Annotated in this window: 21 protein-coding genes, 1 other RNA gene and 1 pseudogene; 18 read left to right on the top strand and 5 right to left on the bottom strand. The window is 55.8% G+C overall.

Features of this window, described 5'->3' with window-relative positions; translation table 11 throughout:
* Window positions 1–39 precede the first annotated feature (39 nt).
* On the bottom strand, window positions 40–1032 hold the full coding sequence (locus KXR72_RS07250; RefSeq protein WP_437420449.1) for an NAD(P)/FAD-dependent oxidoreductase: 993 nt from the start codon (window positions 1030–1032) through the stop codon (window positions 40–42).
* Between the two features lie 364 nt (window positions 1033–1396).
* On the opposite strand from KXR72_RS07250, the gene ffs reads away from it, so the two are divergent.
* The 3 genes from ffs to efp all read left to right on the top strand — a co-directional run bounded on the left by ffs (window position 1397) and on the right by efp (window position 3547).
* Window positions 1397–1493: signal recognition particle sRNA small type (ffs, locus tag KXR72_RS07245), an RNA gene on the top strand.
* Between the two features lie 188 nt (window positions 1494–1681).
* Window positions 1682–2836: an elongation factor P maturation arginine rhamnosyltransferase EarP gene (gene earP, locus KXR72_RS07240; protein WP_437420448.1), complete on the top strand. Its 1155-nt coding sequence runs from the start codon at window positions 1682–1684 to the stop codon at window positions 2834–2836.
* Window positions 2837–2980: 144 nt separating this feature from the next.
* Window positions 2981–3547: an elongation factor P gene (efp, locus tag KXR72_RS07235; protein ID WP_120995165.1), complete on the top strand. Its 567-nt coding sequence runs from the start codon at window positions 2981–2983 to the stop codon at window positions 3545–3547.
* Between the two features lie 64 nt (window positions 3548–3611).
* Here the strand turns inward: efp and KXR72_RS07230 are convergent, their stop codons facing one another.
* Both KXR72_RS07230 and KXR72_RS07225 read right to left on the bottom strand, forming a co-directional pair.
* Window positions 3612–5063, bottom strand: a complete 1452-nt coding sequence (locus tag KXR72_RS07230) for an SLC13 family permease (protein ID WP_437420447.1) — start codon at window positions 5061–5063, stop codon at window positions 3612–3614.
* A 92-nt stretch (window positions 5064–5155) separates the two neighbouring features.
* The gene (locus KXR72_RS07225; RefSeq protein WP_437420446.1) at window positions 5156–6505 is read right to left on the bottom strand and encodes a class II 3-deoxy-7-phosphoheptulonate synthase; all 1350 of its coding nucleotides are present in this window, start codon (window positions 6503–6505) and stop codon (window positions 5156–5158) included.
* Window positions 6506–6620: 115 nt separating this feature from the next.
* On the opposite strand from KXR72_RS07225, the gene KXR72_RS07220 reads away from it, so the two are divergent.
* Both KXR72_RS07220 and KXR72_RS07215 read left to right on the top strand, forming a co-directional pair.
* Window positions 6621–7370, top strand: coding sequence for a spermidine synthase (locus tag KXR72_RS07220; protein ID WP_437420445.1), 750 nt, complete (start codon window positions 6621–6623; stop codon window positions 7368–7370).
* Window positions 7371–7748: 378 nt separating this feature from the next.
* The gene (locus tag KXR72_RS07215; RefSeq protein ID WP_437420444.1) at window positions 7749–9410 is read left to right on the top strand and encodes a DEAD/DEAH box helicase; all 1662 of its coding nucleotides are present in this window, start codon (window positions 7749–7751) and stop codon (window positions 9408–9410) included.
* A gap of 330 nt (window positions 9411–9740) precedes the next feature.
* On the opposite strand, the pseudogene KXR72_RS07210 reads toward KXR72_RS07215, so the two are convergent.
* A pseudogene (locus KXR72_RS07210) lies at window positions 9741–10181 on the bottom strand (REP-associated tyrosine transposase).
* Between the two features lie 378 nt (window positions 10182–10559).
* Here KXR72_RS07210 and ihfB point away from each other — a divergent pair.
* The 12 genes from ihfB to KXR72_RS07150 all read left to right on the top strand — a co-directional run bounded on the left by ihfB (window position 10560) and on the right by KXR72_RS07150 (window position 24580).
* Window positions 10560–10844, top strand: a complete 285-nt coding sequence (ihfB, locus tag KXR72_RS07205) for an integration host factor subunit beta (protein WP_045164450.1) — start codon at window positions 10560–10562, stop codon at window positions 10842–10844.
* A gap of 134 nt (window positions 10845–10978) precedes the next feature.
* Window positions 10979–12256 (top strand): Wzz/FepE/Etk N-terminal domain-containing protein, encoded by a 1278-nt coding sequence (locus KXR72_RS07200; RefSeq protein WP_437420443.1) that lies wholly within the window; start codon window positions 10979–10981, stop codon window positions 12254–12256.
* A gap of 410 nt (window positions 12257–12666) precedes the next feature.
* A complete protein-coding gene (locus KXR72_RS07195) occupies window positions 12667–13947 on the top strand; it encodes a Wzz/FepE/Etk N-terminal domain-containing protein (protein WP_437420442.1) in 1281 nt (426 codons plus the stop codon).
* Between the two features lie 131 nt (window positions 13948–14078).
* Window positions 14079–15569: an MBL fold metallo-hydrolase RNA specificity domain-containing protein gene (locus KXR72_RS07190; RefSeq protein ID WP_437421312.1), complete on the top strand. Its 1491-nt coding sequence runs from the start codon at window positions 14079–14081 to the stop codon at window positions 15567–15569.
* Window positions 15570–15633: 64 nt separating this feature from the next.
* Complete coding sequence (locus KXR72_RS07185) at window positions 15634–16893, top strand: hypothetical protein (protein WP_437420441.1); 1260 nt, start codon at window positions 15634–15636, stop codon at window positions 16891–16893.
* Between the two features lie 9 nt (window positions 16894–16902).
* Window positions 16903–18012, top strand: coding sequence for a polysaccharide pyruvyl transferase family protein (locus KXR72_RS07180; protein WP_437420440.1), 1110 nt, complete (start codon window positions 16903–16905; stop codon window positions 18010–18012).
* Between the two features lie 73 nt (window positions 18013–18085).
* On the top strand, window positions 18086–19135 hold the full coding sequence (locus KXR72_RS07175) for an EpsG family protein (RefSeq protein ID WP_437420439.1): 1050 nt from the start codon (window positions 18086–18088) through the stop codon (window positions 19133–19135).
* A gap of 8 nt (window positions 19136–19143) precedes the next feature.
* Window positions 19144–19926 carry a glycosyltransferase family 2 protein gene (locus tag KXR72_RS07170; protein ID WP_437420438.1) on the top strand — a complete coding sequence of 261 codons (783 nt, stop codon included), beginning with the start codon at window positions 19144–19146 and terminating at the stop codon, window positions 19924–19926.
* A gap of 100 nt (window positions 19927–20026) precedes the next feature.
* Window positions 20027–20941: a glycosyltransferase gene (locus tag KXR72_RS07165; protein ID WP_437420437.1), complete on the top strand. Its 915-nt coding sequence runs from the start codon at window positions 20027–20029 to the stop codon at window positions 20939–20941.
* Window positions 20938–21891 carry a UDP-glucose 4-epimerase family protein gene (locus KXR72_RS07160; RefSeq protein WP_437420436.1) on the top strand — a complete coding sequence of 318 codons (954 nt, stop codon included), beginning with the start codon at window positions 20938–20940 and terminating at the stop codon, window positions 21889–21891. The genes KXR72_RS07165 and KXR72_RS07160 overlap by 4 nt, the downstream gene beginning before the upstream one ends.
* Before the next feature lie 19 nt (window positions 21892–21910).
* The gene (locus KXR72_RS07155; protein ID WP_437420435.1) at window positions 21911–22465 is read left to right on the top strand and encodes a sugar transferase; all 555 of its coding nucleotides are present in this window, start codon (window positions 21911–21913) and stop codon (window positions 22463–22465) included.
* A gap of 111 nt (window positions 22466–22576) precedes the next feature.
* A complete protein-coding gene (locus KXR72_RS07150) occupies window positions 22577–24580 on the top strand; it encodes a polysaccharide biosynthesis protein (RefSeq protein ID WP_437421311.1) in 2004 nt (667 codons plus the stop codon).
* A gap of 146 nt (window positions 24581–24726) precedes the next feature.
* Here KXR72_RS07150 and KXR72_RS07145 read toward each other — a convergent pair whose 3' ends face one another.
* Window positions 24727–25035 (bottom strand): nucleotidyltransferase domain-containing protein, encoded by a 309-nt coding sequence (locus KXR72_RS07145; protein WP_437420434.1) that lies wholly within the window; start codon window positions 25033–25035, stop codon window positions 24727–24729.
* Window positions 25036–25242: 207 nt separating this feature from the next.
* Between KXR72_RS07145 and tnpB the strand changes: the two genes are divergently transcribed.
* Window positions 25243–25602 carry an IS66 family insertion sequence element accessory protein TnpB gene (tnpB, locus tag KXR72_RS07140; RefSeq protein ID WP_437420433.1) on the top strand — a complete coding sequence of 120 codons (360 nt, stop codon included), beginning with the start codon at window positions 25243–25245 and terminating at the stop codon, window positions 25600–25602.
* Window positions 25603–25608 lie beyond the last annotated feature (6 nt).

The raw sequence follows: 25608 nt of genomic DNA, 5'->3' as shown, positions 1-25608 counted from the left end.
GGCGGGCAAAAGTGTTCTGCAGCCATTTGCCCGCGGCTTTTAAAGTTCCTGCTGGCCGAGCAGGCGTCTCGCGGCCTCCTGCCCGCTAAGCCAGGCACCTTCGACGCGCCCCGACAGGCACCAGTCTCCACAGGCATATAGCCCCAGACCTGCGTCGGCCAATGCGCCCCACTCATGGCTCTGCGCTGGGCGCGCATATAGCCAGCGATGGGCAAGGGTAAAGGCCGTTTCCGGCACAACACAATCGATGAGCTCGGCGAACGCGCCGAGTAGCTGTTCGATGATCGCCTCCTTGGGCTGATCTAAATGTTGACGGCTCCAGGCGCTGGTGCCGTGCAGGATCCAGGTGTCCAGCGTGTCGTCGCGCCCTGGCTTGCTGCGATGGCGGGCCAGCCAATCGAGCGCGTCGTCCTGTACGAAGCAGGCTTCGACTCGTGTGTCGAGAGGAGAATTAAAAGCCACGGCGACAGACCAGGTAGGCTCCATCGAAACGCTTGCAGCAACCGCGGCCAGCTTGGGTGCCGAAGCTAACAGGGCGCTGGCTTGCGGGGCGGGCAGCGCAATGACCACCTGGCTGAACGGGCCATGGTTGCCGCCGTCCGCATCGATTAGCGTCCAAAACGCCTCGCCCCGAAACACTTCTGTAATGCGGCACCCATAGACTGCGGGTATTTCGCCGATCAGCCCGCGGGCGATGGCACTCATACGGGATGTGCCTACCCAGCGAACCTGTTCATCGGTTGAGGGGGAAAGCTGCCCGTTGCGGGCCTGGTAGAGGTTGGGCGACCAGGCGTCGACCCACCCCTGCACCTGCCAGTGCTGGACGGCTTCGCTGAAGCGACGGTCCCGCGCGGTGAAATATTGCGCACCCATATCGAGGCTTCCAACCTCGCTGCGCTTGCTGGACATGCGCCCGCCCGGTCCTCGGCTCTTGTCGAACAGTTGCACGCGCTGGCCGGCAGCCTGCAGCGCCTGCGCCGCCGATAGCCCGGCGATACCGGCGCCAATAATGGCGATGGGAGCTTCGTTCATGCTTACCTCTTCGATAGCGCCGTGCGCCTCCGCGCACTACCACCGCGCCGTTTCGTTCGATAGGGCAACCGTCGATCCGGCGACGGTGTTTGCTGATTCGCTCCTTATCCTTAAACAGACCTGGGCGTTTGCCTAGGGGTTCGTTGTGCCAATTCATGAACGGCTGCGCCTTTGCGGGTTTGGCTGACGGGCGGCACAGCGTCGTCCGCGGGTCCGCTCTACAGCGCATACATCAAGGGTGGCGGCGGCGCGCGTGAAATCGAGGCGTTGCGCGCAGCACGCTATATAAGGGCGGGTTGTAACTTGGGAATAAGCGGGTACAATGGCGCCGCTCGCCGCCAGGCGGGTGTCGTCATGGTGGTCCTATCGGTCCCCTCGCAACGATCAGCCGTGAACCCGGTCAGGTCCGGAAGGAAGCAGCCGCAGCGGTGACATTGTGTGCCGGGGTGTGGCTGGTAGGGCTGCCTCCATGACGAAATGCGTTATCCTGCTTTTATATAGTCCCTCCTAATTTCTTGTTCCGCATGCCGAGCCTTCCGCTAGGGCAGCTGATGCCGTTTGCATGCGCGATGGTGTGGAGACGGTGCCCGTCGTTTCTATGCTACGCCGGTGTGCCCACCGTCCATCTCCAATAGCCGGGAGAACCCCTTTGTCGAGCAGCACCCGTTGGGACATTTTCTGTGTCGTGGTGGATAACTACGGCGACATTGGCGTGACGTGGCGCCTGGCTCGCCAGTTGGTCGCCGAGTACGGCCAGCAGGTTCGCCTGTGGGTGGATGACCTGCATACCTTTGCCCAATTGTGCCCGGGCACGAGCGCATCGGCCGAGCAACAGTGGCATGAGGGTGTCGACGTCCGCCATTGGCCCAGCACCTGGCCGGGTGCCGAGCCGGCAGAGATCGTCATCGAAGCGTTCGCCTGCCAGTTACCTGAGCCGTACATCCATGCAATGAGCCAGAGCGGCCACCGGATTCTCTGGCTCAACCTGGAATACCTCAGTGCCGAAGATTGGGTCGTCGGCTGCCATGCGTTGCCGTCGATGCAGGCCGATGCCCTGCAGAAGTACTTCTTCTTTCCAGGGTTCGAGCAGGGAACCGGCGGGCTGATTCGCGAGGGCGACCTAATGGCGCGGCGCGAGGCCTTTCAGCACGATCGGTTCCTGCGAGACGCCTTCCTGCAGAGTGTGGATGTAGACCCGGTGCCAGGGGCGCGGCTGGTGTCGCTGTTTGCGTATGAGAACGAGGCGGTCGCTGGATGGCTTGACGCACTAGCAGCCGACTCGCGGTCGACCCTGTTGCTGGTGCCGGAGGGGCGGGTGCTGGGCGAGATCGCGGGTTGGCTGCGTCTCGAACGAATTCAGGCAGGCGATCGGTTTGAGCGGGGCGCCCTGCAGCTTGCTGTGCTGCCATTCCTGACGCAAAACCAGTACGACTTGCTGCTTTGGAGTTGCGACTTCAATGCGGTACGTGGCGAGGAATCCTTCATTCGCGCGCAATGGGCTGGCCGCCCGCTGGTCTGGCATATCTATCCGCAGGAAGAAGACGCACATTGGGACAAGCTCAACGCGTTTCTCGACCTCTATCTGCGGGACCTCGCGTCGGAGCCCGCCACAGCGTTGCGCGCGTTCTGGCAGGCATGGAACGACGGAGCGGGCAGCGGCGACGCCTGGCGGGCGTTGCTCGAGCACGAGGCAGCGCTGCGCGTACATGCCGAGCGCTGGACGCATCAGCAAGTCGCCAATGGTGATCTGGCTGGGAAATTAATGTTGTTTCATGCCAACTGGTTGTCCGCGGCTCCGGTCTAGCGAGCTTGGCGGGATTCGTTTCGCCGGCAACCGAGGCTGCTCACCACTGGCGACGGCATGCGGCCATCGCGGCTTGCGACGATACGCGATCAGCCCCTATGATACGCGCCTGTTTTTTGTCCCCAATTCCATTCGGATATTCGTATGAAAACCGCACAAGAGTTCCGTGCCGGCCAGGTGGCCATCATCAACGGCGCACCCTGGGTCATCCAGAAAGCCGAGTTCAACAAGTCCGGTCGTAACAGTGCCGTGGTCAAGATGAAGTTGAAGAACCTGCTCAACGGTTCGGCGACCGAGACCGTGTACAAGGCCGATGACAAACTCGAGCCGGTCATTCTTGAGCGCAAGGAAGTGACCTATTCCTACTTTGCCGATCCGCTGTATGTTTTCATGGACAGCGAGTTCAACCAGTACGAAATTGAAAAGGACGATCTCGAAGGCGTGATGACCTTCATCGAAGACGGCATGACCGACGTCTGCGAAGCCGTCTTTTACAACGACAAGGTGATCTCCGTCGAGCTGCCGACCACCATCGTCCGTGAAATCGTCTACACCGAACCGTCCGTCCGTGGCGACACGTCCGGCAAGGTGATGAAGACTGCCCGCCTGAAGAACGGTGCCGAACTGCAGGTTTCCGCCTTCTGCGAAATCGGGGACTCGATCGAAATCGATACCCGCACCGGCGAATACAAGTCCCGCGTCAAGGCTTGATCTCTCAGCCTTAGTAGGACAGAAAAGCCCAGCTCAATGCTGGGCTTTTTCGTTTCGGTAGGCTTCAACCTGCCCAAATCCAGCCAACCAGCAGATAGCAGACCAGCGTCACCAGCAAGACGCCGAACAGGTTGAGGACGAAACCGGCCTTGATCATCGCCTGTATTGGCAGCTGGCCGGTGCCGAAGACGATGGCATTCGGCGGCGTTGCGACCGGCATCATGAAGGCGCAGCTAGCCGCGACAGCAGCCGGTATCGCCAGCATTTCCGGCTCGAGCCCTTGGGCGACGGCCAGAGCGCCGAGTAGCGGCAGGAAGGCGGCTGCGGTGGCGGTGTTGGAGGTAATCTCGGTCAAGAAGATGATCACTGCCACGACCAGCCCGATCATCAGCACCAGCGGCAGCGCGCCGAAGCCGCCAAGGCTTTCGGCGATCCACTCGGCCAGACCCGAGGCGCCTATTACCCCCGCGAGCGAAAGGCCGCCACCAAAGAGCAGCAATACACCCCATGGGGCCTTGTTCGCCTGCGCCCAGTCCAGCAGGAAAATGCGCTCACGCAGGTTAACCGGAATCAGGAAAAGCGTGATCGCCGCTGCCATGGCAATGCTGGTGTCGTTCAGCCCTTCCACGTACTCGGCAAGAAATGGCTGGAATATCCACGCGAGCGCCGCCAGCACGAAGACCACGCCAACGAGCTTTTCTGCGCGGGCCATCGGCCCCAGTTCTGACAGTTCCCGCTCCAGCAACGCTTGCGTATCGCCACCAGCCAGCTTGAAGCCGCGACGGGTCAGCGACCACCAGATAAACACCAGCATGCCGATGCTCAAGGGCAGGCCTAGCAGCATCCACTGACCGAACCCGATCTCGACGTCGTAGTTCTCCCTCATGAAAGCTGCGAGCAACGCGTTGGGCGGCGTGCCGATCAGCGTGGCGATACCGCCGACGCTTGCGGCGTAGGCGATGCCCAGAAGTAGCGCAATGGCGAAGCGGCCACCCTCGCGCTCGTCGCTGCCCGCCACGAGCAAGCCAATTACCGACAGGCCGATTGGCAACATCATGATGCTGGTGGCGGTGTTGCTCACCCACATGCTGATGAATGCGGTCGCGATCATGAACCCGGCGATTTGGCGGCTGGGCTGATTACCCACCGCAAGCAATGTCGCCAACGCGATGCGTCGGTGGAGATTCCAGCGTTGCATGGCCAGGCCAAGCAGGAAGCCACCCAGGAACAGGAATATCGTTGGATTGGCATAGGGGGCGGTGGCTTTGGCCAGGGTGTCGATCCCCAGCAGCGGGATGAGCAAGATTGGCAGCAGCGAGGTCGCTGGAATGGGTATGGCTTCAGTCGACCACCAGACTGCCATCAGCGCCGCAAGCCCAACCGTCAGCCAGGCCTTTTGCGACAGGCCCGCCGGCGGGTCGGTTAGCAGGCATATGAGCAGCAGAAGCGGGCCCAGGGCCAGCCCGATCCAGGCAGCGAGCGTAGCGCCTTTGCTTTGCGAAGATGAATCGGTCATGCGGGCCTCCTCGAGCGGCGCGAAACGACGCTGTTCCTATCAGGGGGACAGGAGCGGCGCGGTTTCGTTTCGTTCAGAAGGCCGGCTACGAATCAGTCCGGGCGAACCTGCTTGAGCGTCTCGGCAATCATGAAGGCCAGTTCCAGCGACTGGTCGGCGTTCAGGCGCGGATCGCAGTGGGTGTGGTATCGATCAGAAAGGCCATCCTCGGTAATCGGGCGGGCGCCGCCAATGCATTCGGTGACATTCTGCCCGGTCATCTCGATGTGGATGCCGCCCGGATAGCTCCCTTCTGCACGATGTACCTCGAAGAATTGACGGACCTCGGCGAGCACCTTTGCGAAGTCGCGCGTCTTGTAGCCGCTGGACGCCTTCATGGTGTTGCCATGCATCGGATCCGAGCTCCACAGCACCTCGCGGCCTTCGGCCTGTACGGTGCGGATGAGGCGCGGCAGACCCGCTTCGACCTTGTCCGCTCCCATGCGCACGATGAGGTTCAGGCGGCCCGGGTCATTGTCGGGGTTAAGGATGTCGATCAGTCGGATCAGCTCCTCGTCTTGCATGCTCGGGCCGACCTTGACGCCAATCGGGTTGCCGACGCCGCGCAGAAATTCCACATGCGCGCCGTCGAGCTGACGGGTCCGGTCGCCGATCCAGAGCATATGCGCCGAGCAGTCGTACCAGCCACCGCTGAGGCTGTCTTGGCGAACGAACGCCTGTTCATAGTTGAGCAACAGCGCTTCGTGCGCCGTGAAGAAGCTGGTCTCGCGCACTTGTGCCGCATTGTCCATTCCGCAGGCACGCATGAAGCGCAGCGCCTGGTCGATGCGCTCGCCAAGCTGGTGATACTTTTCAGCCATTTGCGAGTTGGCGATGAAATCCAGGTTCCACTGATGGACTTGGTGCAAATCGGCGAAACCGCCTTGGGCGAACGCGCGTAACAGGTTCAGGCTTGCAGTCGACTGGTGGTACGCCTGCAGCAAGCGTTCCGGGTCAGGGACACGGCTTTTCTCGTCAAAACCGATGCCGTTGACGATATCGCCGCGGTATGCGGGCAGGGTGACACCATCAATGGTCTCGTTGCCGGACGAGCGTGGCTTGGCGAACTGTCCGGCCATTCGACCGACCTTGACCACTGGGCAGCCGGCGGCAAACGTCATCACCACGGCCATCTGGAGCAGCACCTTGAACGTATCGCGGATCTTTGGTGCAGAGAATTCAGCAAAGCTTTCCGCGCAGTCACCGCCTTGCAGCAAGAAGGCTCGACGCTGGGTCACCTCGGCGAACTGGCGGCGCAGCTCACGTGCTTCCCCAGCAAACACCAGTGGTGGGAGGCCCGCCAAGGTCGTTTCGATTCGCCCAAGGTGGTCCGCGTCCGGGTAGACCGGTTGCTGCTCGATGGGCTTGCTTCTCCAGCTCGAAGGGCTCCAGGCCTGGCTCATTCGTTCGTTTCCGTGCGCATTGAAGTGGCGCGAATTTTACCTGATGCGCTGGGGTGCCGCTGATAGTCCTTGCCAATCGGCTGTTAAGATGCCGCCAAGCCCTGAGAGAGTGTGTATGGAAAAGCAGGAAGTAGTGCTAGCCGAGGTGAGCGATGCGTTCGGCCTGATCCGGGTGTTGGAAGTCGGTGACTACCGCTTTCTGGAATTCGGTGCGGCGGTAGAGCAGAGCTGCGTCTTTACCCGCGATCCCAGCTGGCTGGAATATGACTATACCCGCGCCATGCTGATGGGCGGCTTGTTGCACGAGGCGCCCGAAACGGCGCTGTTCCTCGGGCTTGGTGCCGGTACCCTGACCCAAGCCTGCCTCGAATTCCTGCCCCTCGAAGACGTTGAAGCCATCGAGCTGCGGCCCGACGTGCCTGAGCTCGCCATGCGCTATTTGGGCCTGCAGGACGATCCGCGGCTGTTCATCCGCATAGGGGACGCGGTTGATCTGCTCGGATCGGCCGAGCCCGCGGACCTTATTTTCGTTGACCTCTACACCGATACCGGGCCAGCACCGGCCCATCTTGCCTGGCAGTTTCTCGAGTGCTGCCAGCAGAAACTCAATCCTGGCGGCTGGCTGGTGATCAACCAATGGGGGACCGATCAGGACAAACCGCTGGGAGCCGCGCTACTGCGTGGGCTGTTCCATCGGCACTACTGGGAATGCCCGGTGAAGGAGGGCAATGTCGTACTGTTCGTGCCTGCCGACCTGGATCAGGGGTTAGACCTCGTTGCCCTGCGCCAGCGCGCCGCCAACCTTGCCCCGCGCCTGGGCTATACATTGGACTCGCTCATCGAGGCGATTCGCCCAGCGAGCTGATTAGCGAGCGGCGCCAAAGCGAGCGGCTTCTACCGACAAGGGCTTGCGGCAAAGCGGCGATATGAGGCGAATCGGCTTTGTTTCCTCCACGCCTTGTGCCAGAGCGGCTGCAAACCTAACCCTCAAGACAAAATGCGCGCACAGCTTCACAGTTTCCGGTATAGTACGCGCCGGCTGAAACCCAGCCTGCGTTCAGGTACTGCAACACACGAAGCGCTGCTTCGGCTGCTGTCCGCTTCTCGCGGCTGTCCTAGACGATTCATCATTCATTACGTTTTCGCAAACCCCGCCGACCAGGCTGCCAGGGTGACCTTCGGGTTTTGCATGGCATGCGCAGCTTCGGAACATGGGTCTTTGCGGAGCATCAGGAAAAGACCCATGTCCCAGGAAATCGGCGGCTTTGCCGCACTCGGTATTCATCCATCCGTTCTTGCTGCCGTAACGGCGGTGGGCTACGAAGAGCCTTCGGCGATCCAGAGCCAGGCTATCCCGGTCATCCTCGGCGGCCACGACATGATCGGCCAGGCCCAGACCGGCACCGGCAAGACCGCAGCCTTTGCGCTGCCCATCCTCTCGAAGATCGACCCGTCCAAGCGCGAGCCGCAGGCGCTGATCCTTGCACCGACCCGCGAACTCGCCCTGCAGGTCGCCACCGCGTTTGAAACCTATTCCAAGCAGATGCCTGGCGTGGGCGTGGTGGCCGTCTATGGTGGCGCGCCGATGGGCCCGCAGCTCAAGGCCATCCGCCAGGGCGCGCAGATCATCGTCGCCACCCCAGGCCGACTGGTCGACCACCTGAGCCGTAACAGCGCGCTGCTGTCGACCATCCAGTTCCTGGTACTCGACGAAGCCGACGAGATGCTCAAGCTGGGCTTCATGGATGATCTCGAAGTGATCTTCGAAGCCATGCCGGAGAGCCGTCAGAGCGTGCTGTTCTCTGCGACCCTGCCGCACTCCATTCGCGCCATTGCCGAAAAGCACCTGCGCGAGCCGCAGCACATCAAGATCGCCGCCAAGACCCAGACCGTTGCTCGCATCGAGCAGGCGCACCTGATGGTTCATGCCGACCAGAAGATCCCGGCCGTGCTGCGTCTGCTTGAAGTCGAAGACTTCGATGCACTGATCGCCTTCGTACGTACCAAGCAGGCCACTCTTGATCTGGCCGCTGCGTTGGAAGCCAAGGGCTACAAGGCCGCTGCGCTGAACGGCGACATCGCTCAGAACCAGCGTGAGCGCGTCATCGAATCGCTCAAGGACGGCCGTCTGGACATCGTCGTTGCTACTGACGTTGCCGCTCGCGGTCTCGACGTGGCGCGCATCACCCATGTATTCAACGTGGACATGCCCTACGATCCGGAGTCCTACGTTCACCGTATCGGCCGTACTGGTCGTGCAGGCCGGGAAGGGCGCGCGCTGCTGCTGGTCACCCCGCGTGAACGCCGCATGCTGCAAGTCATCGAGCGCGTCACCAACCAGAAGGTTGCCGAAGCCCGTCTGCCCAACGCCCAGCAGGTGTTGGATGCGCGCATCAAGAAGCTCACCAACAGCCTGTCGCCGCTGGTAGCCGATGCCGAAGCCAGCCATGGCGAACTGCTCGACAAGCTGGTTGCCGATATCGGTTGCAGCCCGCGTGCACTGGCCGCTGCGCTGCTGCGCAAGGCTACCAATGGTCAGGCGCTGAGCCTGGCTGAAGTGGAAAAAGAGCAGCCGCTGGTCCCGACCAGCGCTCCTCGCGAACGCTCCGATCGTCCAGAGCGTAGCGGTGATCGCGAACGCCGTGCCCCGATTCCGCTGGCCGAAGGCCGCGCCCGCTGCCGTACGCCGCTGGGCGCACGTGACGGCATCGCCGCCCGCAACCTGCTCGGCGCCATCCTCAACGAAGGCGGCCTGGCCCGCGAAGCCATCGGCCGTATCCAGGTGCGTGACAGCTTCAGCTTGGTCGAACTGCCGGAAGAGGGTCTCGAACGCCTACTCGGCAAACTCAAGGACACACGTGTCGGCGGCAAACAGCTCAAGCTGCGTCGCTATCGCGAGGATTGATCGTCCGGGCGTTTGATCTAAAAAGGTGGGCTCAGGCCCACCTTTTTTGTTTCCCAAAGCGCCATTCGCCCCGAGGCCGGGGCTCCCACAAAACCACTTCAGTCCGCTTTTGTCGCAGGCGTTGCGCCCTTGCGGCGAATGCAGGCAGTAATACCCCCCACCACTGCAAGCCCTCACCGCACCGCTTCTGTAGGAGCCGCGCCCCGCGGCGAATGCAGGCCAAAGGCCTGCCTCAGCATCCTCCCAACCATCGTAAGCCCTCACCGCACCGCTTCTGTGGGAGCCGCGCCCCCGCGGCGAATGGAGGCCGAAGGCCGCCGCAGCTTCAACCTACAACCAAGCCGCATCCCAGTGCGGATAGTCACCAATCTGTTCTACCAGCCCGGCCCTCAGTGGGTTAGCTACGATGTATCGCGCCACCGCCTTTAGGTCATCTTCACCCCGTAGCGCACGATCATGAAACCCGGCCTGCCAGATTGAACGCCCTATCTGCCTGGCTGAGATCGATTTAACTCGCCCAACGAGCTGCGGCAACGTGCCTTTGCTCAACTGGACCAGCCAGTGAAGATGGTCAGGCATTACGACAAAGGCTCATGTCCTGCTCATACCCCTTCCTTCATCGGATTGCAGGGTGCGAATCAGTACCCGTGCCGCGTCCATATCACGGAAAACAGGCTGTCGATTTTGAGCGACAGTTGTCACCAGATAGATCTGGTCATGAACGGAATAGCGGCCTTTGCGAAGCCGGCTGGATGCGAAATAAGCGTCCATGCTCTTCATCTCTTGCTCATTATTCGGGCAGCTTAACGTTGGTGCTTACACACATTGGCGATCCATTCCCCATGATTCGACACTGGCCAACGGAGAAGCGCTTCGCCCCGAGGTCGGGGCTCCTACGAAAGCCTATCCGCTCGCTTGTGGGAGCCGCGCCCCCGCGGCGAATGCAGGCCACAGGCCTGCCGCTTCAAAAAGCTTCGGCCCGAGGTCGGGCCTCCCACAAAACAGCCCTACTGCACGAAACCTGGCGACCTCACGCTTCGCCGCTTCGGAAAACCTGACCCAAACGTCCAGGCTGTTCAAACTCTGAACAACATGCTACAAACGAACGCAACCCAAATGATCTAGCCGCTTGAAAACGAAGGGAAAACCATGACCAAGTCGGAGTTGATCGAGCGTATCGTCACCCAACAAGGGCTGCTTTCGTCCAAGGATGTGGAACTGGCAATCAAGACCATGCTCGAGCAAATGGCTCAAGCATTGGCAACCGGAGACCGTATCGAAATCCGAGGCTTCGGCAGTTTCTCTCTCCATTACCGCGCCCCGCGCGTCGGTCGTAACCCCAAAACCGGCCAATCCGTCCCCCTCGATGGCAAGTTCGTCCCGCATTTCAAGCCGGGGAAAGAACTGCGCGATCGGGTGAACGAAGAAGAATAACGAGCGCAGTCGCACTCATAATCTCTCTCTTAGAAGCGCAAAGTTATCAGCGTGGGCGAACTTTCCCGCTTAACCGTGCACTAATCCCGGTTCGCCTGCTTTGCATTGAAGCGCATTTATAACAAGGAGTTGGGATGACCGTGCAGTACCAAACCTCCACATCCGAAGAAATAGACCTGGTCGAGTTGTTTCGGGCGCTTTGGCGTCAGAAGCTCCTGATTCTCGGGATAACGGCCGTCGTTACGCTTATCGCAGCCGCTTACGCTTTCCTCGCGACTCCTTATTACCAGACCAAAACATATCTACGCCCCGTCCCTCAGAGCAGTCTGGATCAGCTTAACGAGACCGGTATTTACAAGCTCACACCGGAAGAGGCTATTAATAGAGTGGCTGGTGCGCTGTCATCCTATGACAACCGGCTCGATTTCTTTCTGAACAACCAAGAGCTTTTGCAGCAAATCGAAAAGCGCGGCGACTCGCTTGAGCAGGCCTTTGCTAATTTCAACGAAGACGCCTTCGAAATGCTCTTTCCTGATCCCAAGCGCACGGATAACCGAAGCGCCTTCGTCGGGCTCAGGCTGACCTACCCTGAAGGAATGGACGGTGCTGCGGTGGTCAATGGCTTCGTTGCGCATGTGCTGGAGCTTGAGCGTCGCGAAATCACGGAGGATCTTGAAAGCCTGATCAATAACCGCTTGGCCAGCCTGGATATGAATATGGAGGCTCAGCGCGCGAATTACTCAGCGACCAAAGAGGCGAAGATTGCCGCGCTGCTGGAGGAGGATGCCTTGAAGCGCGCCGAGCTACAGGACGAACTCACTGCGTTGCGTGCAGAACTCAAGACTCGTAGAACAAACCGTATTCAGGAGCTTAACGAGGCAATCTCTATTGCTGATTCGCTGGGAATCCGGAACCCAACAAGCCCCTCAGCCATGACAGCGTCGCCCCCCAGCGGCACTCAGGTCATTCGCACCGAGGTCACCAATCAGAAAGCACCACTGTACTTCATGGGTACCGAGGCGCTAACCGCCGAACGCGATGCGCTTGTTGCGCGAACTTCAGACGACTTCATAGAGCCCCGCATCGCTGAAATCCAGTCGGAGCTGGCGATGCTTGAACACAATCGGGAGGTGGAGATATTGAAGGAGCGAGAGGGCGAAGATCTTTATTTGACCAACCTCGCCGAGCTACGTGAAGAAGCCGCTCGCCTGAAAGGCATCAAGCTAGACACGGAACGGTTGAGACTGGTGCGATTGGATCAGCTAGCTTTGCAATCCCTCAACCCCATCAAACCCAAAAAAGCCATGATTCTTGCCTTGGGTCTTGTGCTTGGTGGAATGCTGGGGGTGTTTGTCGCGTTGATACGCAGTCTGATGACACGTAGTAACGAACAGCATCCCGTCCTGAGCTGAGCGAGGCTGCGCGCTTCAACGTCTACTAGCTTGCCCATACCTTGCCCGAGCAGCACCGCCCGGTGCTGCTCCGTCTCTTGTTGATATCCTCTTCCGCTTCGCTCCCCCTTCGACAGAACCTCCCTGCCAGAAATTTGTAGGGCCGAACTCGTTCGGCCTTCACAAACTGGCAACCGAATAAATTTAGTCTGCACCCAGCGGCGCTTCCCTCCGAAAAATCACCTTTAGCGTTACCGCTCGTCTACCGCGGCGTTTTGCCTCCTTGTTTCATCCAGCGTCTCGCTTGTTTTTTGTGACCTGGATGGCAAAATGCCGACCCGCTAAAGATTGGATGGAACTTTTCAATCTTTTTCAGATCGTGCCGGCGCGGCCTTTCGCTGCGCTGCCTTACCGACGAGACGGAATTCGACGTGAACGCTGCAGTCCCCCCGCAACACCTTCGCTCTGCTACCCATGATGAAATTGATCTGGTCCAGCTCGTCAGCGCGCTATGGAAGCAAAAAACGCTGATCATCGCAGTGACCTTCCTGGCTGGCCTCATTGGGCTTGCCTACGCCATGTCCGCAACGCGCTATTACACGGTTCAAAGCGTACTGCGCCCAGCAGCGATCAAAGACCTGGACGAGCTCAATCACTTGGGCATCTACAAGCTGTCACCGAAGCAGGCATTGGCTCAAGTTGGCGCTGCGCTTGATTCCTATGAGAACCGCCTCGGTTTCTTCCGTGACAATCAGCAACTCTTCGCTGATCTGGCCCAGCCCGGCCGTAGCCTGGAGCAAACGTTCGAAGCCTTTAACGACGACGCGATCAAGTTGCTGCAGCCTGACGCGAAAAAGCCCGAAGGAACCACTCCCTTCGTTGGCATTCAACTGACCTACCCGCAAGACCTCAACGGCGTTCAGATCGTCAACGGCTTCGTGCAGTACTCGCTCAATAGTGTTCGTCAGGAAGTAGCAGCCGATCTCGATACCCTGATCGGTAACCGTCTCAGCCAGTTGGAAAAGAACATGGCTGCCGCTCGCGCCAACTACGAGGCGAGCAAAGAAGTCAAAATCGCCAAACTGAGCGAAGCGGACGCCCTCAAGCGTGCCGAACTGAACGACGAGCTTTCTGCGTTGCGTCAGCAGCTTAGAACCCGCCGTGACAACCGTATCAACCAGCTTAACGAGGCGATCCGCATCGCAACCTCGTTGGGTATCAGCAAACCCACAACGCCTTCATCCCTTGGCGCCGCCGAAATCACGGGGCAGGGCAGCGTGATCCGCACTGAAGTCAACAACCAGCAAATCCCGCTCTACTTCATGGGCAGCGATGCGCTGGAGGCCGAGCGTAAAGCACTGTTGGCACGTCGCTCGGATGACTTCACCGAGCCGCGCATCGCGCAGATTGCCCGTGAACTCAAGCTGCTCGAGCACAACCGCCAGATAGAAGTGCTCAACAGCCGCGAAAACGAAGACCTATTCCTTAAAGACCTTGCCGCCTGGCGCGAGGAGGCCGCACGCCTGCGTGCCCTGCAGTTCGATACCGAATCGCTCAAGCTGGTCTCTATCGACCAAGCTGCGGTAGAGCCGAGCCGGCCCATCAAACCCAAGAAAGCGCTGATCGTCGCGCTCGCGCTGGTGCTCGGCGGTATGCTCGGGTTATTCATCGCCCTGGTGAGAAACCTGCGCCGTCCCGTAGCCTCGATCTGACCATCCGTCCGTCGGAATACTGCTGGCAACTCAGCAGTTCTGAAACTCGGTAGAATCCCCGCTTATTTTTTCAGCGGGCCCGTGACTAGCTTGTCGCGGGCATCTTGGGTGACATCGTTAAAGGAATAACCATGAGCTATCCAAAAATAGAACATCACGGCGCCAAGGATGGCGTTACCGGCTCCTGTCACCAACTGCATATGAATGCCACCAGCAGCCTGTTGGTTGACTGCGGGCTGTTCCAGGGCAACGACGCATCGATCCCGAACGAGCCCGGCGCGGATCGTCTCGCCATCGAATTCCCACTGGACACCATAAAAGCGCTGGTCGCCACTCATGTGCACATCGACCATGTTGGGCGCATACCCTATCTTCTCGCGGCAGGCTTCGACGGCCCCATCCTATGCAGCGAGCCGTCCGCAAAGCTTCTGCCGATCGTCCTCGAAGATGCCTTCAAACTTGGCTTCAGCCGTGACCAGGCACAGATCGAAAAATACATCCGCCTCGTCGAGCAGCGGATCATTGCCTTGCCGTACCAGCAATGGTTCACCTTGGCCGATACCGATGAGTTGCAAGCCCGCATACGGCTGCAGCGTGCAGGGCACATCCTCGGATCGGCCTACGTTGAAATCGACCTGACCTACCCGCAAACCGGGCAGAGCAAACGCGTAGTCTTCTCTGGCGACCTCGGTGCGCCACACGCGCCCTTCCTGATGCCCCCGGAATCACCAGAGCGCGCCGACATCCTCGTGCTTGAAAGCACCTACGGCGACCGCCTCCATGAAGACCGCGCCAACCGCCGTAAACGGCTCGAAGCCGTTATCGAGCAAGCCCTCGAAGACCAAGGCACCGTCCTCATCCCCGCATTCAGCATCGGCCGCACGCAAGAGCTGCTCTACGAGCTCGAAGATATCATCAACAAGGCCCGTCCCAACACCGCACAACCCCCTCTCCCCCCTGGGGAGAGGACCGGGGTGAGGGGAGCGGCGAGCAACACCAACGCTAAGCCCAGCACCGAAACCAACTGGCCCGAGCTCCCAATCATCCTCGACTCACCGCTCGCGAGCCGCTTCACCGAAGCCTATCGAAACCTCAAGCCATATTGGAACCAAGAGGCCCGCGAACGCATCCAATCTGGGCGCCGCCCGTTGGCCTTTGAACAACTGGTCACCATCGACAGCCACAGCGACCACCAAAGCGTCGTCAACCACCTTGCTCAGACTGCACGCCCAGCCATCGTCATTGCCGGTGGGGGCATGTGCAGCGGCGGTCGCATCGTCAATTACCTCAAAGCCATGCTCGGGGATAGACGGCATAACGTTTTGTTTGTCGGCTACCAAGCCAAGGGCACGCCTGGCCATGAGATCCAAACCTACGGACCCAAGGGCGGCTATGTCTATCTGGACGGCGAGCGCATTGACGTGCGCGCAGGCATTGCGAGTATCGGTGGCTACTCAGCGCATGCGGATCAAAAGGGATTGGTGGCATTTGTGACCGGCATGCAGCAGGGGCCAACAGAGATTCGGGTGGTGCATGGGGAGGAGGGGGCGAAACGGGCACTGGCGGCCATGCTTGAGGTGCGTTACGCCGAAAGCGAAAACAAACTGAAGCTAACACGTTAAACGCTTCGGCGCCGGTGCTGCATTATTTAGCGGTAAGTATGTGATGGACTTAAACGTAAGTACTATGGCAAGTAATTTGAAGAAAAATATTATTGCGATTGCCGCATTATTTATTGGTGTAGGAGCCGGCGCTCTATCGGCGTTTTTGCTGCAAATTTTTTTTACACATTTCTTAAGTGTGACGGATTACGGTATTTTTTCCGCTGGCTACTCAATTGCCCTTCTTATATCACCAGTAGCGGGTATGGGCTTGGGGCAGTTCATTTTAAGGACCTTTGGAGAAGAGGGGCAGGCGGCATCAAGATGGCTAGGAATTGCTAAATCATACATTATTATATCGTCATCACTAACTTTTTTTCTTATCTTTTTAATTGTTTATGGCTGGACTGAAAATCTGCTTCAGAGCTTCGCAATGGCGTGTTTGACGTTCCCTGTTATAGCTTTAGAGCTGGTTTCAGTACAGCAGCAACTAGTGGGGAATTATAAAGGTTTGGCTTTGTGGCAAGCTTTTCCCCATGTAGCTAGGCTCGTCTTTATGATCGGGATATATGTTTTTTTTTCCTACCTATCGCTAAAACTTTCATTGCTCGGCGTGATTTTTTCTTCCATTCTCGTCTTTGGTGTGGCAGCTATTAAGCTGAAGTCGGTCTTTCAAGGTGAAATCAATCTGCGTGAGTTTGGCTTTGTGACACAGAAAGTTTCTGCGAGCCAACCTAATTTGTTTGGCTTAGCAAAGGTTGCATTTCCCTTTGGAATAACGTCCCTATTGTTCTTATCTTATTTTCAAGCGTCTGTGCCGTACGCTGCGCATTATTTGGGCGCCGAGTCTGCTGCGCTCACTTCGGTTTGCATAACTATACTTACGGCGGTATATCTGGTGCCGGCTGTCATTTTTCAAAAGTTTTTATCTCCTACCATCAGCTATCGGATTTATAACGACGTATTCAGCTTGTATAAGCTTTACTGTCGCAGTTTGGTAATAATGGGTTTAGTTGGTCTTATTGCGGCGTTAATGCTCTATACGGTTAGTGATTGGTTAGTCCCTAAGATGTTCGGTGAGCAATATACTGACGCAGTATCGTTACTGCAAGTTATGGTTTTTGCTATTCCTGCTCGCTTCGCCGGAGCAAGCTGCGGTGCGTTTATGGTCAGGCAAGATATGGTGCATAGAAAAGTTTTTTCGCTTTTAGTTGTCGTATTGTTTAATTTTCTATTTATAAAGTTAATGCATGAATGTATAGGGTTTCATACAGTTGCGTATTCACTTGTGGCATCCGAAGTGATCTTGGCTCTGTTGTTACTAATATTTTCTAGAAGGTTTTAGGTATAAATAATGAAAAAAATATCGTTTAGTGGATACTACGGGATGCAGAACTACGGGGACGACTTGTTCGCAGTAGCCTGCGCGTTGGGGGCTGAGAAGTTCTGGGGAAGCAAAGCGACTGTCGTTAGCCCAAAAATATTGGGTATTGAGAGCTACTGCGATGTGCCTGCTTGGTTAAGCACGCGCTATTCATCGCTAGGATATCAAGGTGCGCTTGTACGAGGAGTAATGAAAGCCAAGGCGTTACTGCATAGTGATATTGTGCTGCTAGGCGGCGGGTCTACGCTGTCGCCGAATCCCCCCAAACTATTCGACATGCACCTGAAAATGCCATATAAGCGAGCCAAACTGGCTGCTATAGGTGTCTCGGTCGAGCCGGTTGAATCTAACAACCTGAAAAGCCTGAAGGGCTTCCTTGATGGGTTAGATTTTTTAAGTCTGAGAGATAAAGCTTCGTACGATTATTTAAGTAGTTTAAATGTCACATCCCACACGGTATTAGCTGCTGATCTAGCAGGTACGCTATTAGGGCACTCTGAGTTTCAGTCATCAGAACAAGCTGATAACGTGATAGGGCTAGCTCCTTGTAATTACGAAAGCTACGTTAGAGGAAATATCGCAACAGAAAAAAAACGAAATGAATCAATGATAGCAGGAGTTGCTAGGTACGCTTTGGAGCACGGAAGTAAAGTAAAGCTATTTTCCTTAAACAATCATAAGTTTTTCGGTGACGACGAGCTGGTATTGAGCTTCCAAGAGCATTTAGAGAGTCTAGGAGTTGATAGCTTTATTTGCTCTAACGCACAGATAGGCGCTTTTGCTATCTGGCACGAAATAAGCACTTGCTCTGTATTTTTGAGTGTCCGGCTTCACGGCGCCATAACTGCTTATTTGACTGGTGTCCCCTTTGTTCTCGTTGAATATCATAAAAAGTGCACGGAATTTCTTAACGACATCGGTCAGCAAGATATTTTGAGGCTACATGAGCCATTATCGGATACAAGTATTTATGGCGCTTTGGCGGTAGCCGCCGAGGCGGGTGTGAAATGTGCAGTGACACCAGACTCTTATCGACTGCGAGCCGAAACTAATTTTACAGCGTTCAGGGATATAATTTAACCCAGCCAAAATGCGCTAAGTAGTAAAATCTGATGACGCGGTTGGAGTAGTCCTCGGTTTATGGATATATAATATGGTGTATATATTTGGATGGATTCTGCTATTATTTATTTTATCAATTAGGAATTTAAGCGGTTACCATGGAAAGTTTTTTTTAATATTTGTCGTCTTGTATTTTGGCGTTGTCTCGATTTTTAGAGGTGACGTAGGTGTTGACACGGCGGTTTATGACGAGATGTTCCGCAAAATAATGGTAGGCGAGCCAACTGCTGAGGTTGAGCCTGGTTTTTTTTTAATCTCAAAGGTGTTGTTGTATTTTATAGGCGATCCGAAGATTGCGGTTAGGTTCATAGCCTTTATCTTTGCTATGTTGTTAACGACGTTTTTTTTAAAATCAGATGATAACGAGACGTATCTTGGCGTTGCCTATTATGTGCCCGTTTTCTGTTATTCCTATAGTATGAATGGCCTAAGAATTGGTCTGGCTTCTGCTCTTTTTTTGTTGGCTATTCAAAGTTTCAGGCGAGGTGGCAAATACTATATTTTCTTGATTTTTGCGCTCCTTTTTCACTATTCAATAATGGTTTCAATCCTTTTATTTTTTGCGGTTGTTAAAAATTGGCGCCTTCGAGAGCTGGTTTATGTTGCTGCGGTAGGTTTTGTATTGGTGTCAGTATTTGTTATGTTTAACTATCAGTTTCTATTGCTTAAAGTTGACTCCTATGCTTCCTTGGCTGCTCCGGGAATGGTGTCCGGGCTTAGCACGTGCTTAGTAGTCATGTTTGTCTTCGCGGCGATTGCTGTCTCGCATATCCAAGCTGAAAAAAAGCTAAAGACGATAGCATTTGGTAGTTTTTTTCTTTTAGTTTTTTGGATAGTTGGTCGTTATAGCTATGCGGGCTTACGGTTATTAGAGTTGCTTGCTTTCACTATTCCGCTGGCATTGTTGTACTTTCATAGCGAGGATAAACTGAAGTTCAATTCTGGTTCGCGTGGCATGATATTCGTGGCTGGGTGTTTGGGTAGTGTGTTTCTATACCGAAATTTTTTGAGTGAAGAGGGGGTGGGTGCCTCTCCTTTTCTTCCTTATCAAAGTTTTTTTAGATACCTAGATATATTTTAGAGGTGGTTTTGAAGTTCTCTGTGGTTATTCCTTCTTACAATTCTTCTCGAACTTTAGGGGCGGCGCTAAAGTCCTGTCTCGAACAATCGGTTTTGCCCTACGAGGTAATCGTAGTGGATGATTGTGGTGAAGAAAATATGGAGGAAATATTTCAAGCCTACGTTGATATTTTTAAAGGCAAGGGTATATGCATAAAATTTATTCGACTGGAAGTTAACTCGGGTCCCGGTGTGGCCAGGAATACTGGGTGGGACATGGCCGAAGGTGATTTCATTGCATTCTTAGATTCGGATGACAAGTGGCATCCGAATAAACTTGAGATATGTAGGTCGGTTTTAATCCATAACGATTTCGCTTTGATCTATCACCGATTCTCTTATTTAGAAGATCGCTCAGTGAAAAGTCTCGATCAATATCGAGTCAGAGCCACCGATATGTTATCTATTTTATTTAGAAATCCGTCGGCTACGGCCTGTTTCATAGTAAAGCAAGATCTAAACATTCGATTCGATAGTTACATGAAGTACGCCGAGGATCACGACTTGTGGCTGCGTATTTCGTATTCTAATAAAATCGCTTTTATAGACGGGCCGCCGCTAACTATCGTGGGTAGGGAGATTATGTCCGCAGGTGGGCTTAGCTCCGACAAAACTGCGATGCGTCTTGGGGAGCTGCGGATGTATTACAAATTTTGCTCTGGAGTGCGGTTCGTCTTTTTGCCTTTGCTAGTTCTTTTTTCTATGTGCAAGCATATTTTGGCTGCTCTACGAAATGTTTTGTCGATGCGCTGAAGTTTTCCTGAAATCTTGACCAATTAATATCTTATAAGGAGTGAGGTGTGGTTTCAGTAGTCGCTTTTTACGCTGGTTGCTAACTGCGCCCGAGAGGTCTATGCCAAATTTCGTATGCACACCGCGCTTCGCCGTCCTTCTCGCTGCTTATAATGGGATGCAATGGATTGAAGAGCAAGTTGGTTCTATTCTTGCGCAGCGCGGAGTCGAGGTTGTTGTTTATATAAGTGTGGATGTGTCCTCTGATCAGACCTTGGCTTGGTGTGAAGCGTTGTCTCGCCGTGAGCGTCGCGTTGTACTATTGCCTTATACCGGTGAGCGGTTCGGAGGGGCAGCAAAAAACTTCTTTCGTCTCATAAGAGATGTCGATTTTTCTGAATTTAATTATATATCTTATGCGGATCAAGATGATATTTACCTTGGTGATAAGTATATCGCCGCGCATGCGCAGATAGTTGCCCGCGACTGTTCTGCATACTCGAGCAACGTTACCGCCTTTTGGCCCGATGGTCGTCGAATTTTGCTTGTTAAATCGCAGCCCCAGCGAAAGTTGGATTTTTTATTTGAGGCGGGAGGGCCTGGTTGTAGCTATGTGCTTCGAGTGGCAGACGCTTTAGAATTTAAACGATTCCTAATAGAAAATTGGCATGCGGCTAATAATGTTTCCCTTCATGACTGGTTGACTTACGCTTGGTTTCGGTCGACTGATAGGGCTTGGCATATAGATCCGAGCTCCTACATCTTGTACCGCCAGCATGGCGGAAATCAAATAGGCGCAAATAATGGTTTTTCAGGAATTAAGAGTCGATTTAAGCTTCTAGCCTCAGGATGGTATCGTGAGGAAGTCTCGAAAATATCCAGGCTCGTTGCCGGTAATCTGCCAGCTTTACCTTCGAGCTTAGTTGGCCATGGGGCTATACCCAAGGCTTATCTGATAAGGAACTTTACGGAATTTAGGCGGTCGAGGCGTGATCTATTGGCTTTTGGAGCGCTCGCATTTCTCGGGCTTATATGATGAGTAGAATATTGCTTACCGGTGCTACCGGTTTTGTAGGATCTGCAGTTGCGCGCAGACTCGCTGAAGTCAGATGCCACACGTTTATTGCCGCGGTACGCTATCAATGCAATATTGCCGGTAGTGAACGCGTTAACGTGATCGGCAATCTTGGTGAGCCAATTGACTGGACCTATGCAGTGGCCGATGTAGAAGCTGTTGTTCATGTTGCGGCTCGTGCTCACATTATGAGAAATGATTCGCTAGTCGACCCGCTGGCCGAATTTCGCCGCGTAAATGTCGCAGCTACCCTTGATCTTGCGAAGCAAGCGGCGGAAGCCGGGGTCAAGCGTTTCATCTTTATTAGCTCGATTAAAGTAAATGGTGAGAATACTGCTAGCGGGAGATTCTTTAGCGCCTCTGACGTCCCAGCACCAGAGGATGCTTATGGCGTTTCAAAGTACGAGGCTGAGCGGGGTTTGATTGAATTGTCGGTTTCCACGGGCATGGAGCTCGTGGTTATTCGCCCTCCGTTGGTTTACGGGCGAGGAGCAAAAGGCAACTTCGCCAGCATGATAAAGCTGGTTGAGAAAGGTATCCCACTCCCGCTCGGGGCAGTTCACAACAAACGCTCTCTAGTGGGGATAGACAACTTGGTTGATTTGGTCATTCGTTGCATTGATCATCCCGCCGCCGCCAATCAGGTATTTCTCGCTGGTGATGGTGGGGATCTTTCTACAACCGAGTTGCTGCGCAGTGTTGGCGAGGCGATGGGCAGGTCCGCTCGGCTGATTCCTGTACCGGCTGGCATGCTTCAGTTTGGCGCGACCTTGCTGGGCAAAAAAGCGATGGCCCAACGGCTGCTTGGCTCGTTGCAGGTCGATATCAGCAAGACCTGCGAGATGTTGGACTGGAAACCACCCTATACGGTGCAAGAAGGGCTTAGGCGCTGCTTCGAGCGCTCCAATTGATCTATTACCGGATGAACCCGTGATTCGAGTTTTTGATTTTTTATTTTCGCTGGTGGGCTTGGTGGTTGGCTTCCCTGTGTTGCTCGTGCTCACGCTTATCGGCCTGTTCGATACGGGCTCGCCGATTTTTCGGCAAGTGCGTGTCGGTCGCAATCAGCAACCGTTTACGCTGGTCAAGTTCCGCACCATGAGGGTTGATACGGCCTCGGTTGCCACACATCTGGCCAGCAGTGCGTCCATCACTCGCTTTGGTCATTTTCTTCGCAAGACCAAGTTGGACGAGCTGCCTCAATTATGGAACGTTCTTAAGGGCGATATGAGCCTGGTGGGTCCGCGGCCAGGGCTGTTCAATCAGGAAGAGCTGACGGCGGAGCGTGCCCAGCGTGGTGTGTTCGATGTGCGGCCAGGGATCACCGGACTGGCGCAGGTGAGCGAAATCGATATGTCCACGCCTGCTCTGTTGGCGGAGACGGATCAGAAGATGATACGCAGCCTGACGCTGGTTGATTACTTCAAGTACATCGTCATGACCGTAGCGGGCAAGGGCGCAGGGGACCGGGTCGTGAAGCGCTGATCTCAGCAAATTCTCTAACTGTGTTGTCTAGCGTTCGATCGATTGAATAAATGGACTGGGAACCGAAGCGGCCGGCACTCCGGCTCTGGGAAGGGTAGCTTTGTGTTGAGATTGGCTGAAAACCTACGTACGCGGCTGGTGCGATTACCCAGGCGCTACAAGCGCTTGATTCAAGTATCGACCGATGTGGTGCTGGTCTGGATCGCACTCTGGCTGGCGTTTGTTGTTCGATTGGGCGATACCCGTAACATTGAGCCTTTTGGTGGGCATGCCTGGCTGTTTGGTATCGCGCCGCTGATAGCTATTCCGTTCTTCGTTCGCTTCGGCATGTACCGGGCAGTAATGCGCTACTTCGGTAATGACGCGTTGATGGCAATCGCTAAGGCCGTGACGCTTTCGGCGTTGCTGCTTTCCCTTGCTGTTTATTGGCGCAGTGATGCGCCGAAGCTGATTCCGCGTTCGATGGTATTTAACTATTGGTGGCTGAGCCTGGTGCTGATCGGCGGGTTGCGCCTGATGATGCGCCAGTACTTCATGGGCGACTGGTTCTCCCCGGATTCGCTCACCAAGTTCAAAGGGCGTGACGCGGGGTTGCCTAAGGTCGCGGTCTATGGGGCTGGTGCGGCAGGTAACCAGCTGGTAGCCGCCTTGCGCCTGGGCAGGGGTATGCGCCCGGTCGCCTTTATTGATGACGATCCCAATCTCTATAACCGGAGCATTTCCGGGCTGCGGGTTTACTCGCCCAAACATATCCAGCAGATGATCGACGAGACGGGGTGTAACGAGATTCTGCTGGCTATTCCGTCGGCCTCGCGCGCGCGGCGACGTGAGGTGCTTGAAATGCTCGAGCATTTTCCGCTGCACGTACGTAGCGTTCCGGGTTTCATGGATCTGGCCAGTGGGCGGGTAAAGGTTGAGGACATCCAGGAAGTGGACATTGCCGACCTGCTCGGGCGCGACGCCGTGCCGCCGCAGCAGACGCTGTTCGAGCGGTGCATTCGCGGCAAGGTGGTGATGGTGACGGGAGCGGGCGGCTCGATTGGTTCTGAGCTGTGCCGGCAGATTCTGTCGAACAAGCCTCAAACGCTACTGCTGTTCGAGCACAGCGAGTTCAACCTCTACAGCATTCACATCGAGTTGGAGCGGGCGATCGAGCGGGCTTCGCTGGCGGCCCGCTTGGTGCCGATCATGGGTTCCATCCGTAATCCCGAGCGTTTACTGGATGTGATGCGCACCTGGCAGGTGGAGACGATCTACCACGCAGCGGCGTACAAGCATGTACCCATGGTGGAGCACAACGTCGCTGAAGGCGTGCTGAATAATGTGCTGGGCACCATGAACACGGCCCAGGCGGCGGTGCAGGCGGGTGTGGCCAACTTCGTGCTGATCTCCACAGACAAGGCGGTGCGCCCGACCAATGTGATGGGCAGCACCAAGCGTGTCGCTGAAATGATTCTGCAGGCGTTGAGCCGCGAAACAGCACCGGTGCTCTTTGGTGCTGGCGACTCGGTGCATCATGTCAACAAAACGCGCTTTACCATGGTTCGTTTCGGCAATGTGCTGGGGTCATCGGGCTCGGTCATTCCGCGCTTCTACCAGCAGATTCGTAGCGGCGGGCCGGTGACGGTGACGCACCCGAAGATCACCCGTTATTTCATGACCATTCCCGAGGCCGCTCAGTTGGTCATTCAGGCGGGGTCGATGGGGCAGGGCGGCGATGTGTTCGTGTTGGACATGGGCCAGCCCGTGCGGATTGCCGAACTGGCCGAGAAACTGATCCACCTGTCCGGCCTGAGTGTGCGTTCGGAGAAAAGCCCGCACGGGGATATCGCTATCGAATTCACCGGGTTGCGGCCGGGTGAGAAGCTTTATGAAGAGTTGCTGATCGGCGACAACGTGAGCCCCACCGAGCATCCGATGATCATGCGGGCAGACGAGGAATACTTCACTTGGGACGCCCTACGAGGCGTGCTGGCGAAGCTGCTGGAGGCAGTGGAGCGGGACGACTATCCACAGGTGCGCGTGTTGCTGCGCGAAGTGGTCAGTGGGTATGTGCCTGAGGGTGAGATCGTTGATCTGATATACCAGCAGCGTCGGGCGGGGCGAACGGACTAGGCGGTGGTCTCGCCGGGCGGGCTGGGTTTGCTTTGCTGACTTTGCCTTTCTGAAGGCCGCACCCTCGAGACGAAGCTTTTTCAGCTAGGAGACAGCTGCTATTCGACGCATGGACGTGCCTCCCACAAAGGGCGGCGCTTACAGTGCTAGGAAACCTTCGGTTGTTGCAGGCAATAGAAGACCTTTCCCACCCGAGCTATGTGCTCGATGAGTTCGGGATTGTCCAAATGGCTAAAGAGCGATACGTCGAATTTGTAAGGCAAAGGAAGTTCTTCCAATAGCCACTGGATATCGAGCAAAGTTTGGTGGCTGAGGCGGTCGCCTTTGAGTACTAGATCGATATCCGAGCCAGGCCGATAGCTACCTTTGGCGCGCGAGCCATAGAGTATTGCCTCTTTCAACGAGGGGAATCGGCTGAGTACTCGCCGTATTTGATAGACGTCTGCTTCGGACAAGCCTGACTCTAGCATCTTCATTGGCTGCGCTCAGCTCGTGCCGACAAGGTTCGCTCCAACGCGCGCAACAGCGGATGATGGCGCTTTTGAATATTGTCGAGAATGGCCTCAGCTGTTTCTTCGTTAGTAAGCGCTCCATAAACCCCACCTGTCCCTAGCCTGGTGATCATTGGATGCTGAGCCCCCGTTTTCACTGGAGTTCATCCCATGATGCGTCCCGACGCCAAGGTGCAGAAGGTCTATCTCTATCCCAAGCCCGTCGACTTCCGCAAATCCATCAACGGCCTGGCCGCCCTAGTCGAGCTGGACATCAAGGTGGAGGTATTCAACCCGGTGCTGTTCGTGTTCCTCAATCGCACCCGCAGTCAGGTCAAGATCCTCTACTGGGAGCGCAATGGCTTTTGCCTGTGGCTCAAGCGCCTGGAAGCCGAGCGGTTCAAGACCAAGCCCGATGCTGGGGACGAAGCCATTGAGCTGACGGTCAACGAACTGAACTGGCTGCTCGACGGCATCGACCTGTGGCGTAACCGCCCGCACCAGGTGCTGACACCGCGTTTCGTTGCCTGAGCCGGT

It is taken from the genome of Stutzerimonas chloritidismutans (genome assembly GCF_051486945.1).
GTDB lineage: Bacteria > Pseudomonadota > Gammaproteobacteria > Pseudomonadales > Pseudomonadaceae > Stutzerimonas > Stutzerimonas chloritidismutans_B.
The sequence above is the reverse complement of the archived record's forward strand: the minus strand, read 5'-3'. Positions and strand labels throughout refer to the sequence as shown.

Coding starts and splice junctions, on each gene's coding strand:
- KXR72_RS07250 (WP_437420449.1), bottom strand. CDS start 1,032: ATGAACGAAGCTCCCATCGCCATTATTGGCGCCGGTATCGCCGGGCTA.
- efp (WP_120995165.1), top strand. CDS start 2,981: ATGAAAACCGCACAAGAGTTCCGTGCCGGCCAGGTGGCCATCATCAAC.
- KXR72_RS07230 (WP_437420447.1), bottom strand. CDS start 5,063: ATGACCGATTCATCTTCGCAAAGCAAAGGCGCTACGCTCGCTGCCTGG.
- KXR72_RS07225 (WP_437420446.1), bottom strand. CDS start 6,505: ATGAGCCAGGCCTGGAGCCCTTCGAGCTGGAGAAGCAAGCCCATCGAG.
- KXR72_RS07220 (WP_437420445.1), top strand. CDS start 6,621: ATGGAAAAGCAGGAAGTAGTGCTAGCCGAGGTGAGCGATGCGTTCGGC.
- KXR72_RS07215 (WP_437420444.1), top strand. CDS start 7,749: ATGTCCCAGGAAATCGGCGGCTTTGCCGCACTCGGTATTCATCCATCC.
- ihfB (WP_045164450.1), top strand. CDS start 10,560: ATGACCAAGTCGGAGTTGATCGAGCGTATCGTCACCCAACAAGGGCTG.
- KXR72_RS07200 (WP_437420443.1), top strand. CDS start 10,979: ATGACCGTGCAGTACCAAACCTCCACATCCGAAGAAATAGACCTGGTC.
- KXR72_RS07190 (WP_437421312.1), top strand. CDS start 14,079: ATGAGCTATCCAAAAATAGAACATCACGGCGCCAAGGATGGCGTTACC.
- KXR72_RS07185 (WP_437420441.1), top strand. CDS start 15,634: ATGGCAAGTAATTTGAAGAAAAATATTATTGCGATTGCCGCATTATTT.
- KXR72_RS07180 (WP_437420440.1), top strand. CDS start 16,903: ATGAAAAAAATATCGTTTAGTGGATACTACGGGATGCAGAACTACGGG.
- KXR72_RS07175 (WP_437420439.1), top strand. CDS start 18,086: ATGGTGTATATATTTGGATGGATTCTGCTATTATTTATTTTATCAATT.
- KXR72_RS07165 (WP_437420437.1), top strand. CDS start 20,027: ATGCCAAATTTCGTATGCACACCGCGCTTCGCCGTCCTTCTCGCTGCT.
- KXR72_RS07160 (WP_437420436.1), top strand. CDS start 20,938: ATGATGAGTAGAATATTGCTTACCGGTGCTACCGGTTTTGTAGGATCT.
- tnpB (WP_437420433.1), top strand. CDS start 25,243: ATGATGCGTCCCGACGCCAAGGTGCAGAAGGTCTATCTCTATCCCAAG.